The sequence below is a fragment of the Synechococcus sp. LA31 genome (assembly GCF_018502385.1).
Taxonomy (GTDB): Bacteria; Cyanobacteriota; Cyanobacteriia; order PCC-6307; family Cyanobiaceae; genus Vulcanococcus.
This window is the reverse complement of record NZ_CP075523.1, coordinates 217,614-231,172: the sequence shown is the minus strand read 5'-3', so window position 1 is coordinate 231,172 and position 13,559 is coordinate 217,614. Positions and strand designations below refer to the sequence as shown.

Genomic DNA, 13,559 nt, shown 5'->3' with positions numbered 1-13,559 from the left:
CCTATGTGTGGAATCGGAGGAATCTTTCACAACAATCCTCAGCAGGCCGTTGACCGACAACTGCTGGTCAACATGGCTGCCATCCAGGTGCATCGCGGCCCTGATGGTTTCGGCATCCGCCACTTCGAAGATGCAGGCGTGGGCTTCTGCCATGCCCGCCTTTCCATTATCGATCTCAACGAAAATAGGGCGCGCCAGCCCTTCGGCAGCGACGACAATCAGCTGCTGATGGCCCACAACGGTGAGTTTTACGACTTCCAGCGCATTCGCGCTGATCTCACCGCCCGTGGTCTGCGCTTCAGCAGCAAGAGCGATTCTGAAATCCTGCTACGCCTCTATCAACAAGTTGGATTGGAGAACACTCTGCCGCAGCTGCGTGGAGAATTCGCCTTTGCGCTCTACGACCGCGGTGAGGATTGCCTCTACCTGGTGCGCGATCGCTTCGGGATCAAACCTCAATATTGGTGCCACACTCCAGAAGGGCTGGTGTTCGGCTCCGAGCTGAAAGTGCTGTTTGCTCACCCGGCTGTTGAGCGGCGCCTCACATCTGAGGGGTTGTTTCATCAGCTGATGCAGACCATGGTGCCCGGCAGCACGGCCTTTGCCGGCATTCAACAGGTGAAACCGGGCCACGTGCTCAAGGTGCAGCGCCGCAATGGCGAGCTGCAGGTAGCGGAGTGGTGCTACTGGGACTTGAACTTTCCGCGCGAGGGAGAGCGCGACCGCAGCCTTGGCGAACAACACCACATCGAAGCGATTCGAGCAGCACTGCTGGAGGCGGTGGAGCTACGCATGGTGGCTGATGTGCCGGTGGGCTGTTATCTCTCCGGCGGTATCGATAGCTGCTCAATCCTCGGCCTGGCAGCAGCCGTAAGCCAGAGCCCGGTGAAGGCCTTCACCATCGGCTTCGACGACGCCCGTTACGACGAAACACCGGTCGCCCGGGAAATGGCGGAGGCCACAGGTGCCGAACAGGATGTACTGCGCCTGTCAGGTGAACAGCTCTACGGCTGGATGGAGCGCACCATCTGGCACACCGAACGCACGATCTACAACACCCTGGCGGTGGCCAAATTCCTGATGAGCCGCCATGTGAACGAGGTGAACTACAAGGTTGTCATGACCGGCGAAGGCTCAGACGAGCTGTTTGGCGGCTATCCCGCCTTCCGGCGCGATATGTATCTGCACGGGCTCGACGACCTACCGCAAGAGGAGCGGCAGACCTGTCAGCAACTGCTCGAGCAATCGAACGCTCTGGTTCAGGGCGCCATGCTGGCCGCCAACCAGATCGATGATCCCGATCTAGAGGCGGTGGTGGGCTTCACCCCGAGCTGCCTGCAACCGTGGCTGGCCTGTGCGCCGTTGGTGCCAGAGCTCCTCGCGGAGCAGCATCGTGAAGCGCTGAAGAACTATTCGCCGGGGAAAGCGATCGCCGATCAGCTCGATCCCACCCAACTTGAGGGTCGCCACGCCCTCGATCGGGCCCAATACGTGTGGATTAAAACAATGCTCGAAGGCCAGATCCTCACCTGGGGGGGTGACCGGGTGGATATGGCTCACTCGATGGAGGCGCGACCAGCCTTCCTCGACCACCACCTGGCGGAGGTAGCGGTGCAGGTGCCACCCGAGCTGCGGATCAAGGGCAAAACCGAAAAATATGTGCTGCGCGAAGCGATGGCCGGCCTACTACCGGAGGTGCTCTACAAGCGAGAAAAGTTTGCGTTCATGGCCCCTCCAGCCCACACCGAACCCAAGAAATGGCAGCAGATGAAGGAGCTTGCTGATCGGCACCTCAGCGATGAAGCCATCGAAGAAGCGGGCTTGCTGAGCGCTGAAGGTGTGCGCAATCTCTTTGCCCGTCACGATGACCCGGCTACCAGAGATTCCGATCGCGTGCAGATGGACGCCGTGATTAACCACCTGCTGGGGGTGCAGATGCTGCATCGCCTGTTTGTGGCCAGCGACATCCCCGCCAAGGCTCGCGCCATGGCTGACGATCTGGGCTGGCATCCCGAACCGTCGCCGTCGCTACAAGATGCCGCCAGCAGACAAGAGATGCTGCGCTGAGCGTTTTGTTGGCGTCCTGGCTTGAGTCTTTCCGCCTACGCAGAACCCAAAGAAGCCCAGCGGCTTGAACCCAATGGCCTGCGTTTGCTGGCCGCTCTCGAAGCCATGGCCGAGGTTGGAGCCCAACCTGACGGCAGTATCTGCCGGCGTGGTTTCAGTCCAGAAGACCGCCAGGGCCGCGAGCTGTTGGGCCGTTGGCTCAGGGAAGCCGGTCTGAGCGTGCGGGTGGATGCGGCCGGCAATTTGATTGCACGGCGTGAGGGGCTGGAACCAAGCCTGCCAGCCCTGGTGACCGGATCCCACCTGGACACGGTTCCCACCGGGGGGCGTTACGACGGCACCCTCGGGGTGATCGCCGGTTTGGAGGTGTTGCGCTGCCTGCAAGAGAGCAACCATCCCCTCAGGCATCCACTCGAGCTGGTGGTGTTTGCCGACGAGGAATCCACGATGGTGGGCTGCAAAGGCATGACGGGCCGCGCCAGTGCTGATCCTGCCGCCTACGCCACCAGCAACGGCGAATCGATCGAGCGCAACCTGGCCCGCATCGGAGGCGACTGGGCGCATCTGGCCAGTGCCAACCGCTCCGATCACGCCATCGCCGCCTTTGTTGAGCTGCATGTGGAGCAAGGGGGAGTGCTGGAGCAACGCCAGCACGACATCGGCGTGGTGCAAGGCGTGGTGGGGCAGCGACGCTTCACCATTCGCGTGAATGGCCAGGCCAATCACGCCGGCACCACGCCCATGGATGAGCGTCAGGACGCCCTGGTGGCCGCCTCGCATGTGGTGCTCGCAGTGCAGCAACTGGCGGCGCTGCACCCCGGTGACCCCGTGGCCACCGTTGGCAAGCTGGAGGTTTGGCCCAATGCCGCAAATGTGGTGCCGGGCGAGGTGGTGATGAGCGTGGATCTGCGCGATCTCAGTGCTGATGTGCTCAGCGGCCTCGAGGGCGACCTACGCCAGCGCCTCAGCGAAGTCGAAGCACGCAGTGGCTGCCGTGTCTTGATCGAGCCGCAGTTCGAGGTGAAGCCCACCCCAGCAGCACCTGCCTTGATGCAAACCATCGCCGATTGCGCCGCCCACCTCGGCTACAGCGCCAGCCCCTTGCCGAGCCGTGCCAGCCACGATGCCCAGGAGATGGGACGCCGCTGGCCCATGGGCATGATCTTCGTACCCAGCCATCGGGGCCTCAGCCATTCCGCCGCGGAATACACCAGCCTTGAGCAATGCCTGGCCGGAACCAGCGTGTTGCTCGCCAGCCTGCTGAAGCTCGATCAGGATCTCAACCCCGGCTGAGACCCATGACCTTTTCGATCCTGGCGCGGGATCCCAGCAATGGTCGTTTTGGGGTAGCGGTGGCGACCTGCCATCTAGCGGTGGGGTCCACCGTGCCACACATCCGCTCGGGAGTTGGGGCCGTGGCCACCCAGGCCCACACCAACCCCTATCTCGGCATCTGCGGGCTTGAGCGGCTCGAGCAGAACCGCAGCGCTGAGGAGGTGAAAGACAGCCTGCTGCGCGATGATCCCCAGCGGGATCGGCGCCAGTTTCATCTGATCGATGCCCGCGGCAGCACTGCCGCCTGGACCGGTGCCGATTGCGGCGACTGGGCCGGACACCGCAGTCGCGACGGCATGGCGGTGGCCGGCAATTTACTGGTGGGGGAGGAGGTGCTGATCGCCATGGAAGAGGCTTATCTCAGCAGTGATCCCGGCTGGAAGCTGGGCCGCCGCCTGATGCAGGCCCTACAGGCCGGTGAGACCGCCGGCGGCGACCGCCGCTCTCCCCATGCCACTTCAGCGGCCCTGCAGGTGAGCGGCGAAGCAGCCTTCCCGCTGCTCGACCTCCGCATCGATTACCACGACACCGCCGTAGCAGAGCTGTCGGCGCTCTACGAACGCAGCCAGCTGCTTTGGGCCCAGGCCTGGCGTGACGAACTGGCCGAGCGGCCCATCCTCAACCGTGAAGTGGCCTGAGAAGCTGGGTCACTCGCAGCCGCTGCCATGTCTCTTGATCAGCTGAAAGCTTTTCTGGCGCGGATGCAAGACGATGCGGCCCTGAAGCGTGATGTGCTCGCCGCCGCCACCGCTGACGACGTCGCTCAGATCGGCCTCAAGCTGGGGTTTGAGTTCTCTGGGGATGAGCTGCTGCGGGTGTCAGGAAAAAAGTTTGACCGAGTCACCGTGCGCAAAAACGACATCCCCGGCGAATACAACTGAGGCCCGCTCTGTTGCGGCTCTAGCCAAGACGGGCGTAGGTGAGCGGCTGACGCGGCTCCTGATTGAGACTCCAGACACCTGAGGCCAGCGCAGAGAGACCCTGCACCAGAACGGCAGTGTCGCCGCTGTTGAGCCATTGGGCTTTGAGCGCCGGCAACTCCTCTTGCAAGGCCTCGATCGGCACTGCCACCAACAGAAGGCTGTGATCGCCAGCCGCTCGGTTCAGCGCGCCTTGATCGCTGCGCTGCCACACCCGCACCAACAGCTCCAGAGCCTGCTGCCGGCCCACCTCACCTGGATCGCCATCGGCCGTTAATGGCTCTCGCAACGATTTGCCCTGCAACGGCAACGCCCGCTCGCCGTTTTGCTCCAGCAGAGCCAGAGCGATCAGATAAGGAGCGTCAGCCATGGGATTTAGAGCAACGGGTGCCAATGACACAGTGGGCCTTGGCCTGCCCCGATGGCCAGCCCTGTGCGCAAACCGTTTTCCACGAAGGTTTTCGCAGCCCGCACAGCATCCACCAGGGGCAGCCCCTTCGCCCGCTCGGCGGTGATCGCCGCCCCGAGGGTGCACCCGCTGCCATGGCTGTGGGCCGTTTCCACCAGGGCATGCTGAAGCCATTGGCCCGAGCCGCTGCTCTGCAGCAGGTAGTCGCGTCCGCGCAGCCCCGGCAGCCCCCCGCCTTTGATCAACACTGCCTGTGGGCCCATCACCAGCAGCCGCTCGGCAGCGCGCTCCACATCCGACACCTCCTTCACCACCTCGCCACTAAGCAGGCGAGCCTCATGGATGTTGGGGGTGATGAGGTCAGCTAGGTGTTCAGTCTCAGCAGGTTGGTCAGCTGACAAGAAGGTGTGAGGCCGCTACGGGTTGAGGTGCGACCCAGCAACCCAGACCTCACGCCCCATGCATAGCCATCCCAATGCCCGACTGACACAGAAGAGCCGTCTCAGGCTCGTCAATCAACACCTCCAAGACCGTCGTCCCCTCGCTGAACTGGCTGCAGAAGCAGGCATCAGTCTCCGCTGCGCCTACAAGTGGCTGGCCCGCTACCGCTCAGGTGGTGCTGCTTCTCTGGCTGATCGACGGAGTGTTCGCCGCACCCAGCGGCGGACGCTCGATCCGCGGCAACTGCAGCAGGCCGTGGATCTCCGTCACCAACGCCTCCACCTCCGCCACATCGCCAGGCTTCTGGTCGCACCCTTCTCCACCGTGGCCAGGGTGCTCAACCGCCTTGGTCTGGGGCGGTTGCGGAATCTCGAGCCCAAACCTCCAGTCCAGCGCTACGAGCGGGAGCATCCCGGAGAGCTGATCCATATCGACGTCAAAAAGCTCGCCCGCTTTCGCAAAGTCGGTCACCGCATCACTGGCAACCGCCAGCAGGGCCGCTCCACGGGCGTTGGCTACGACCGCGTCCACGTCGCCATTGATGACGCCACACGGCTTGCTTATGTCGAGGTGCTCGCGGACGAGCAGCAGGCCACGGCCATTGGCTTTATGAGCCGAGCTGTGGCTTGGTTCAACAGTCAGGGCGTCGAGTGCCGGCAGGTCATGTCTGACAACGGTCCCGCCTACGTCTCACGCAGCTTTGCCAAGGCGTGCAAGGTCCTGGGCCTCAGGCACATCCGCACCAGGCCCTACACGCCGAGGACCAACGGCAAAGCCGAACGGTTCATCCAGACCCTGTGCCGGGAATGGGCCTACGGGATGCCGTTCCAGAACTCAGAAGAACGCAATCAGTGGCTGCCTCGCTACCTGTCGATCTATAACCGTCTCAGGAAGCACACAGCACTCGGCGGCCGATCACCTCAGCAGCGGCTCAACGAGCTGCTCTGCTGATCAACGTGGTGAGACACAACAGCTAGGGGCAACAAACGTTGTCGGTAGGCCTCGATCGCCTCCGGCTCCAGCAGCACTGATCCAGCGCGCGACACCATCACCGGATCGATCAGACGAGGGATTGTGAGTGGCTCCAGCGCGCGAGCGGTGACCTCGATCAACGAGCGATTCAGCAGCATCCCGGTTTTCAAGGCCGCCACCGGTAAATCGGTGAGCACTGCTTCGATCTGAGCCGAGAGAGCCTCCGGTGGCAGCGCATCCACCCGGCTCACACCGCAGGTGTTCTGAGCCGTGACGCAGGTGATCGCGGAGCAGCCATGCACTTGCAGGGCAAGAAACGTTTTCAGATCGGCCTGGATGCCGGCGCCGCCACCGGAATCACTACCGCCGATTGTGAGCGCAATATCAGGTCTGTCATTGAGTTCTGGCGTGGTTCGGTCCATGAGGTCAGAAGTCTCCAAAGATGCCCAAGCTCCACAGCAGAACCATGGTCTTCAACGGCAGCGGCGAGGGACTCAGCTAGGAGCTCGACCCCTTGGCGTTCTACTACCGGTCATACCAACCCTGAGACCTAGAAGAACCGCATGAGGCGCAAGGACGTCAGCTGAACGATCAAGCAGGAGATCGAGGACCACCTCAGAAGCTCGGAGAAGAGGGTTCGAGGAAGAGTGTTCTCGCAGTGCACATACGAGAAGAGAAAACAGGTGATGTGGCTGGGAGTTCTTCCATACCTAGAAACAGAAGGGATCAAACCCCGTAGACAGCCCACCCAAGAGACAGTCAATCGCTATCGAGCCCTTAGAAGTGATGCGATCAAAACGAAGCCGTCTCTTCAGATAGAACTGAAGGAGATCAATACCTTCATGAACCTGTAGCGAGCACCAGTCTCGCCATGAATCCTGATCCCGCAATCATCGCACCAATGCGATTCTCCGAAGCGCCCGCCCAGCCACTACACACGCGCAAGCATAGAATAACATCTTTTCATGCAATTAGCCCAAACTAAACTCGCCACTAAAGCCTTCCTTCCTCCTATAGACAACAGCCACCAAGAGCCATCCCCTTGACATATCCGAGCACAAGAAACCGTTCATGGTTTGTTTCCAAGCCGTAGCGGATGGATACCATCGGCTCCTGATGGATCTCTCTGCATACATCCGACACCACCTCGTGTGATGTCTGACGGCAGGCAGATCTTCCAGCAAGAAACCCGGGCAATACATGTCTCCCTGTATACGGTGGTTAGGCATCCCAATACGCCTCTCGCAGCAAGCCATGACCTTCGGAATACTCATCTTCCCCAACGTCGAGGAACTCGACTTCGTTGGCCCGTGGGAAATGCTCACGACGTGGCAGCAGGTAGCAGGTGGACCAAAGTGCCTCGTGGTCTCGGAGCATGCTGGACCAATCAATTGCGCGAAGGGCCTCTCGGTCAACCCGCACGTCACCTTCGAAGACTGTCCGCCGCTGGACTACCTGCTTGTGCCTGGTGGGCAAGGAACCCGAGTTGAAGTCACGAATACAAAGCTCCTTGAGTTCGTTGCTACTCGCAGTAAAGGATGCCAGGCGATTCTCTCCATCTGCACTGGCTCATTTGTGCTGCATGCCGCCGGTCTTCTAACAGGCAAGAAGGCAACGACACACTGGGGATCACTTGAACGATTGCGAGCACTTGGCAACGTCACCGTAGTCGAAGAGCGCTTCGTTCAAGACGAGAACTTATGGTCTTCTGCAGGAATTTCGGCAGGCATTGACATGACCCTCGCGTTCATTGCAGCAGTGGCAGGCGAGGAATCCGCATCAAGGGTTCAACTCGCTTCGGAGTACTACCCGTCAAGCAAGCGCTATGGCTCGTGCCACAACACCAATCCCGCGGCGCCTGCCTACGCGAGGGATACCTAACCCCTCGCTCAAGCAGAGCGCCAACGGCAAGCCACCAGCCCCATCAACCACCGCATCCAAGCTTGCCCAAAAGAGTTGGAAGCCAGATCAGCTGATACGACGAGCGATCACTGCCACCGTTCGAGAGGGCGATCGCTGGAACCATGGGGGATCAGGGGCTGACGTGATCCTGGATCAATCGCGGCCAAAGCAGCCGCTCCAATCACTAACGCCAGGACCCACCAACGCCAGCGCCCACGGCTTGGCAACACCGGCAGAATCCTTCGACCGCCACCGCGTTGCACCCCCTGCAACGGAGTTCCGCAGCGACCGCACACCATCCGCCCGGCCAAGCTGCGATCAGAACGAACAGACCAGCTTCCGCAGCGCGAACAAGCCATGGCGAGCTCAGGATGCCGTGGGGCCCATGTTGGCAGCTATGGCCACGCCATCGGCGAGACACCACAACGCCAGGCCACCTCCACGGCCCCTTGCCGCCAGCCAACCGCTGGGATCACGGTGAATCAAGGCAAAAAAAGGCAGCCGCTTGGGTGGCGGTTGCGGAAGACTGCGCCGCAACAGCGTGAAGCCAGCGATGCTGAGGTGCACTTGATCAAAGCTGAATTGCAACAGCGGCCGCGAACCTTGCAGCCAGCCGCGCCCGCGAAAGCGCAGCTCGATGGTGCCAAGGTTCACCGCATTATTCAGGAGCAGCCCCTCGGCATCGGAGCCAATCTCCAGCCGCGCCGCCAGGCCCCTCAACATCCAGCCACTGAAGGCAGCGGCACGGCGCGAACCCTTCGGCCACACCATCTCGAGCCGCCAACATCCCTGCAGATCCGCAGCCAGCAAGCCTGTTCCGCTCTGGCGCGCCTTCTGCTCCAGCACGAACAGGCGATCAGCATCGGGTCGAAGAGCCATCAATCGAGCCAAGATTTGTAAGGGAAATTGCGCTCAAAAGCAATGAGCATGGAAACCTGAAGGCATCAAAAAGTCGCAGCACCAGGGCGGGGGGACGGAGCTAGTGAATCAGTAGACCTTCCTCATTGATGCGTCATGGTGCCCCCCTTTAACACCGAGATCTCCAGCAACGGCAAGGCCGCTGTGGCGGAACCTGAGCGGCAGGAGCTCAACATGCTGCAGGAACAGCAAACCACTCAGGAGAACCGCAGTGTGCGGTCCCAGGTGATTGAAGCCATTGAGCCTCTCCAGAAACAACTCGACGCAAAACTGCATGAACTCGATGCCAGCCTGCGCCCTCGCCTGAGCCAGCCGGTGCAAGACAAGCCGCTGCTGTCAGTGGCCATTTCTGCAGGCGTTGGCGTTCTATTCGGGGCGATCGCCGTGCTGGGGCTGATGGCCGGCGGCCGCAGCACGGCGGAGTAGCAGCAGGCTTCATTCAGGCCTGGTGGCCATCACCGAAAAGAAAGGATCGCCCTTGCCACCCACCAGGCCCTTCAAGCCCTGAGCGCGTGTCTCCTCGGCCACCAGCTCGGGCTTCGACCACCCCTGCGCCATCAACACCTCCGCCACGTAGCCGAGGTGATCGCGATCACTGCCATCGGCCCACACCTGCGGCGCCTTGGTGAAAAACATACGGTTGGAGAACGACACGATCACCTGCCCGCCAGGGCGGGTGATGCGCAGCAGTTCGGCCGCCACCGCTTCGGGGTATTGGAGGTATTGCCATCCGGCCACGATCAGCACGGCATCCACACTGCCGCTCTTCAGAGGGATCTCCTGATTGAGGTTGAGGTTCTGCATCCAGTGGCTATCCAGCCGCCGATTCGCCGCCAACTCTTTCTCATTGAGCCCGTGCCCGATCACCCGCTCGTAGATCACTTCGTCGGGAAGGTGCGACACCCAACTCGACATCAAATCGAGCACCACTGCCCTCTCTGGAATTCGATCGCGGTACAGCTGGGTGAGGCGGTCACGGAACCCAGCATCCAGGTGCTGCACGAAGCGGGGCTCGGCGTAAAAGAGCTGATCATCGCTGCTATCCCACTTGCGGCGCTGGGCCTCACTGAGCACCTGAACCGCCACGCGCCATCCTGCGAATCGGCTGCAACGCTAACGGTGTAGATCAGGCTCTGAGCGCCCACACTGCAGACACCCACCGCAACTTATGCCCCGTTACCTAGTCAACCTCGCTGCAGCATCCTTGCTTCCACTGGCGCTGGTGCATCCAGCTCAAGCGCAGCCAGCTGAGTGCAGCGAAGCCGGCAGCACCGTGGAGATGACGCGCTGCGTGATGGCAGTACTGAAGACCAGGGATGCAGCCCTGAAACAGGCCATGCAGACCATCAGAACCGAGGCGGAGGCGATGCCCGGCCATCGCTTTCTGCCGCTCTGGAGTGACACCCTCACGAGCTTTTTCAAAAGCAGCGCCGATCCGCAGGTGCAATACGAACAGTTCCGCGCGGCACGCAACCAAGCCTGCGCCTACATGAATTCCCTGGCCTTTCAAGGAACCGGTTTCGGCATCTTCGTAACCAACTGCGAGATCAAGCTCACCGACGTGCTCCTGGAGAAACTTGGTCACTAGCCCAGACGCCGTAGACCTGGCGGTGATCGGTGCCGGCACCGCCGGGTGTGCCTTGGCCGCATCCCTGCGCCTCGGGGGCTGGAGCGGTTCACTCACCCTGCTGGAAATCGGCCGAGGCCCGGGAGGGCGCACCGCCACGCGGCGCTCGCGACGAGATCCAGGCTTTGCTCTCAACCATGGCGCGCCTCTGTTCAACATCAGCGGCAAGCCTGAGCCCAAGCTGCTGACCCCTCTGCGTGATGCCGGCTGGATATCACCCTTCTCCGGAGCGATCTGCAGCCTCGATGGCGAAGGGCGGCTCGGGGGAGCACTGCGCGATCCGCTTAGCAGTGGAGCCACTTGGCAAGGGACACCTCAGATGGATCATCTCTGCCGGGGCCTGTTAAACCTGGCGCAACGGAACCAGCCCACGCCATTGCGCACCAACACCTTGGTGCGCCAGCTGGAGCCAATCGGCCATGGCGAAGGCTGGATCTTGCGAGGAAGTGATGGCCAAGCACTCCTGAGATGCCGCTGGCTGGTGCTGAGTGGAACCCTGCTGGCCTCCCCCCGCTGCCAAAGCGTGTTCGGCTGGTCAGAGGTGCCGTTGCAACAAGCAGCGGCTCGGCTGGGCGATCCGCAGTTGCTCCAAGCCACGGCAGCTCTGGGCGACATCACATCAACCGCCAGTAGCAATCTGCTGCTCACATTCAGCGAAGCCAGCGCTGGCGCCTGGCGGCAACAACCCTGGCAGCTGCTGCAGTTCAGCGCTGCAGCCCAGCAGCGCTGGGGCATCCGGCGCGTCTCACAGCAGGCGATGGCTGGCGGACGCTGGGGGGTCGTGGTGGAATCGAGCCCTGCCTTTGCGGCGCAACACATGCAGGTGTTTGGCTCTCGCTCCTCCGCGGCGCAACTGCTGGGTGCCGGACCAGACCCCCTAGCGGAGGCCCAGGTGATGCAGGCCTTGGATCAAGCCGTGCAAGACGCCCTGCAGATCAACACCGCCGGAGCGGAGCGTCAACTGATGCGCTGGGGAGCGGCCTTCCCACAGACGCCCGGCCTATCTTTTGAGCTCAGTCTCTGCGCCAACAGCCGAATCGGCTTCTGCGGCGATGCGATAGCGGGCCTGGGCTTCGGCAGGGTGGAAGGAGCCCTACGTAGCGCCGAGGCATTAGCGGATCAGATCCAGGAACTCTCACCACCAAGCTCTCACTAAGTGCATCAGGCTCACGCGGCGATAGCAAAACCAACGGCAACACAAAACCAGCGGCCGCAAGAGGCAGAAACTCCCGCCCACAGCACCAAACATCTCGCAAGCAAAGGATCGCTCCGCCGCCTAAAGACCGAGCAACACACGAGCAGCCAATGAACATTGGCAACAATCACAACACAACCAACGCAAACGACTAGAGTAGAAAGGATATGGAATAAAAATGGGAAAATCCTCTCGCTCGAAAAGCCTGAGCCGCCAATTTGATGGCTTGTATGTTTTTGGCGACAGCCTCAGCGATTACGGCTCTCGAGCAGCAGAAGCACAGCGTGATGTGCTTAGCCCGGAAGCTTCACCTACCTGGAGTGGTGTCACCTTCAGTAACGGTCAAAGCAACTGGCAAACTCGCCTTTCCAAAACCCTAGGCCTACGCCCAGGGCGGCTCACAGATCAAGCCGATTTACCGGCCAACCCTTACTACCTTTATGCCAATGAACTCGTTAGCCCTCCAGACCTAGCTGCAGAAACACAGGCTGGTACGTCGTATGCCATGGGAGGCGCCACAAGTGGCCCCACAACGCTTTATCAGTTCGCCGATCCAACCGCGGCAGCAGAGCTTCAACTTGAGAATCTCGGGGTTGCATCGCAGATCAACAACGCCCTGGGCCAGCAGGGCGTACGCCTCGACAGTGATCATCTCGCCGTAACGTGGGCGGGAGGGAATGACCTCCTTCTGGCTTATTCCGCAGAACAGCCACTGGATGCATCGCTCAACCAACTGGTCGAACAACTGCGCAACGACCTGGAAACAGTCTTGCGCTTTGGCGATGCACGCCAAGCCATGCTCACGGCCGTGTCCCCAATTCGAGGCGTGGTGAATGGTGTGACCTATGAAGCTCCCTTCCTCACGGGCTTAATCCTGGCCGCCAGTCTGCCTACAGCCCCCGACTGGCTGAAGGAATGGGGCAACCAAATCGATGCCGGCATCATTGATCAATTTCGCAATGATGTCGCAGCCATGGTGGCCGACGTCCAAAAGGCATTCCCCTACGCAAATCTGATCAACTTCAATCCCGAATACCAAGCGCAATACGCCACTTTCGGCAAAAAGCTCGGCGATTTTGCCAGCTACGGTATCGACAACACGCTTGGCTCTGCCCAAGGCCCGCTCGATCCGGCCGACAAACCAACCAACAGCTACCTCTACTTCGACGACTTACATCCCACCAGCAGCGGTCACCACATGCTGGGCAATGCTGTTGAACTCACGCTGAAGAGTGTGCGCAGTCGCACAGCAGCCGCAACGCTCACCAACACCATCAAGAGCAGTGCTGAAGTTGTGAAAGGCAGTATCAAGAACGATCTGATTATCGGCAAAAGCAATGATCAGATCCTAAAAGGCCGACGCGGCAATGATGTCTTGATCGGTCGCGGCAACAATGAACTGCTCTCAGGCGGCCGGGGCGACGACGTCTTGGAAGGGAAAGGAGGGGATGAACGCTTTAGAGGCGGCTCCGGTGCAGACTTTTTCCGCTTCAGCGAGGCTGACACCGAACCTGGAGAGATTGATCGCATTCTCGACTTCAATCCACGGCAAGGTGATCGCCTTGGCATCAATGCCGTCTTGGGCATGTCAGACAGCCTGGTCGGGCAGGGTTGGACATACATTGCCAACGCTGCATTCAGCGGCTTGGCTGGTGAGCTGCGCTTTGCAGATGGACTGCTCCAAGGGGACCTCAATGGAGACGGTGCTGCCAATCTTCAGATTCAGTTGGATGGCATCACCACCTTCAACCCCGACTGGATCAGCTGACGGGC

At 61.0% G+C, this 13,559-nt stretch carries 14 protein-coding genes and 1 pseudogene; 10 read left to right on the top strand and 5 right to left on the bottom strand.

The window, feature by feature from the left end; genetic code table 11:
- Positions 1-3 precede the first annotated feature (3 nt).
- From asnB to KJJ24_RS01180, 4 genes are read left to right on the top strand one after another with little or no spacing between them, the layout of a single operon-like run.
- Positions 4-2,067: an asparagine synthase (glutamine-hydrolyzing) gene (gene asnB / locus KJJ24_RS01195; protein WP_214340246.1), complete on the top strand. Its 2,064-nt coding sequence runs from the start codon at positions 4-6 to the stop codon at positions 2,065-2,067.
- Positions 2,068-2,088: 21 nt separating this feature from the next.
- Entirely contained in the window at positions 2,089-3,360 is a 1,272-nt protein-coding gene (locus KJJ24_RS01190; protein ID WP_250544837.1) for a Zn-dependent hydrolase, read from the top strand.
- A 5-nt stretch (positions 3,361-3,365) separates the two neighbouring features.
- Positions 3,366-4,040: a DUF1028 domain-containing protein gene (locus KJJ24_RS01185; protein ID WP_214340244.1), complete on the top strand. Its 675-nt coding sequence runs from the start codon at positions 3,366-3,368 to the stop codon at positions 4,038-4,040.
- Between the two features lie 27 nt (positions 4,041-4,067).
- Positions 4,068-4,283 (top strand): Nif11-like leader peptide family natural product precursor, encoded by a 216-nt coding sequence (locus tag KJJ24_RS01180; protein WP_214340242.1) that lies wholly within the window; start codon positions 4,068-4,070, stop codon positions 4,281-4,283.
- Between the two features lie 19 nt (positions 4,284-4,302).
- Here the strand turns inward: KJJ24_RS01180 and KJJ24_RS01175 are convergent, their stop codons facing one another.
- Together KJJ24_RS01175 and KJJ24_RS01170 are read right to left on the bottom strand one after the other, a co-directional pair.
- The gene (locus KJJ24_RS01175) at positions 4,303-4,692 is read right to left on the bottom strand and encodes a hypothetical protein (protein WP_214340240.1); all 390 of its coding nucleotides are present in this window, start codon (positions 4,690-4,692) and stop codon (positions 4,303-4,305) included.
- Between the two features lie 5 nt (positions 4,693-4,697).
- Complete coding sequence (locus tag KJJ24_RS01170) at positions 4,698-5,132, bottom strand: PfkB family carbohydrate kinase (RefSeq protein ID WP_214340238.1); 435 nt, start codon at positions 5,130-5,132, stop codon at positions 4,698-4,700.
- 58 nt (positions 5,133-5,190) lie between these two features.
- On the opposite strand from KJJ24_RS01170, the gene KJJ24_RS01165 reads away from it, so the two are divergent.
- The gene (locus KJJ24_RS01165; protein ID WP_214340046.1) at positions 5,191-6,123 is read left to right on the top strand and encodes an IS481 family transposase; all 933 of its coding nucleotides are present in this window, start codon (positions 5,191-5,193) and stop codon (positions 6,121-6,123) included.
- Between the two features lie 14 nt (positions 6,124-6,137).
- Here KJJ24_RS01165 and KJJ24_RS01160 read toward each other — a convergent pair.
- Positions 6,138-6,566, bottom strand: a pseudogene (locus KJJ24_RS01160) (bifunctional hydroxymethylpyrimidine kinase/phosphomethylpyrimidine kinase); the annotation flags it as partial.
- An 832-nt stretch (positions 6,567-7,398) separates the two neighbouring features.
- Between KJJ24_RS01160 and KJJ24_RS01155 the strand changes: the two are divergent.
- Positions 7,399-8,025 carry a DJ-1/PfpI family protein gene (locus tag KJJ24_RS01155; RefSeq protein ID WP_250544836.1) on the top strand — a complete coding sequence of 209 codons (627 nt, stop codon included), beginning with the start codon at positions 7,399-7,401 and terminating at the stop codon, positions 8,023-8,025.
- 387 nt (positions 8,026-8,412) lie between these two features.
- Here the strand turns inward: KJJ24_RS01155 and KJJ24_RS01150 are convergent, their stop codons facing one another.
- Entirely contained in the window at positions 8,413-8,925 is a 513-nt protein-coding gene (locus tag KJJ24_RS01150; protein ID WP_214340234.1) for a hypothetical protein, read from the bottom strand.
- A 135-nt stretch (positions 8,926-9,060) separates the two neighbouring features.
- Between KJJ24_RS01150 and KJJ24_RS01145 the strand changes: the two genes are divergently transcribed.
- Positions 9,061-9,390 (top strand): hypothetical protein, encoded by a 330-nt coding sequence (locus tag KJJ24_RS01145; protein WP_250544835.1) that lies wholly within the window; start codon positions 9,061-9,063, stop codon positions 9,388-9,390.
- Between the two features lie 9 nt (positions 9,391-9,399).
- Here the strand turns inward: KJJ24_RS01145 and KJJ24_RS01140 are convergent, their stop codons facing one another.
- Entirely contained in the window at positions 9,400-10,050 is a 651-nt protein-coding gene (locus KJJ24_RS01140; RefSeq protein WP_214340233.1) for a class I SAM-dependent methyltransferase, read from the bottom strand.
- A gap of 118 nt (positions 10,051-10,168) precedes the next feature.
- Here KJJ24_RS01140 and KJJ24_RS01135 point away from each other — a divergent pair, with 118 nt between their 5' ends.
- The 3 genes from KJJ24_RS01135 (at position 10,169) to KJJ24_RS01125 (ending at position 13,554) form a co-directional block, all read left to right on the top strand.
- Positions 10,169-10,552 carry a lysozyme inhibitor LprI family protein gene (locus KJJ24_RS01135; protein ID WP_250544834.1) on the top strand — a complete coding sequence of 128 codons (384 nt, stop codon included), beginning with the start codon at positions 10,169-10,171 and terminating at the stop codon, positions 10,550-10,552.
- A complete protein-coding gene (locus KJJ24_RS01130; RefSeq protein WP_250544833.1) occupies positions 10,542-11,747 on the top strand; it encodes an NAD(P)-binding protein in 1,206 nt (401 codons plus the stop codon). The genes KJJ24_RS01135 and KJJ24_RS01130 overlap by 11 nt, the downstream gene beginning before the upstream one ends.
- A 217-nt stretch (positions 11,748-11,964) precedes the next feature.
- Positions 11,965-13,554: an SGNH/GDSL hydrolase family protein gene (locus tag KJJ24_RS01125; protein WP_250544832.1), complete on the top strand. Its 1,590-nt coding sequence runs from the start codon at positions 11,965-11,967 to the stop codon at positions 13,552-13,554.
- Positions 13,555-13,559 lie beyond the last annotated feature (5 nt).

Bases quoted from the DNA above. Each gene is read 5' to 3' on its own strand.
- asnB (WP_214340246.1), top strand. From the start codon at position 4: ATGTGTGGAATCGGAGGAATCTTTCACAACAATCCTCAGCAGGCCGTT.
- KJJ24_RS01185 (WP_214340244.1), top strand. From the start codon at position 3,366: ATGACCTTTTCGATCCTGGCGCGGGATCCCAGCAATGGTCGTTTTGGG.
- KJJ24_RS01180 (WP_214340242.1), top strand. From the start codon at position 4,068: ATGTCTCTTGATCAGCTGAAAGCTTTTCTGGCGCGGATGCAAGACGAT.
- KJJ24_RS01175 (WP_214340240.1), bottom strand. From the start codon at position 4,692: ATGGCTGACGCTCCTTATCTGATCGCTCTGGCTCTGCTGGAGCAAAAC.
- KJJ24_RS01165 (WP_214340046.1), top strand. From the start codon at position 5,191: ATGCATAGCCATCCCAATGCCCGACTGACACAGAAGAGCCGTCTCAGG.
- KJJ24_RS01155 (WP_250544836.1), top strand. From the start codon at position 7,399: ATGACCTTCGGAATACTCATCTTCCCCAACGTCGAGGAACTCGACTTC.
- KJJ24_RS01150 (WP_214340234.1), bottom strand. From the start codon at position 8,925: ATGGCTCTTCGACCCGATGCTGATCGCCTGTTCGTGCTGGAGCAGAAG.
- KJJ24_RS01145 (WP_250544835.1), top strand. From the start codon at position 9,061: ATGGTGCCCCCCTTTAACACCGAGATCTCCAGCAACGGCAAGGCCGCT.
- KJJ24_RS01125 (WP_250544832.1), top strand. From the start codon at position 11,965: ATGGGAAAATCCTCTCGCTCGAAAAGCCTGAGCCGCCAATTTGATGGC.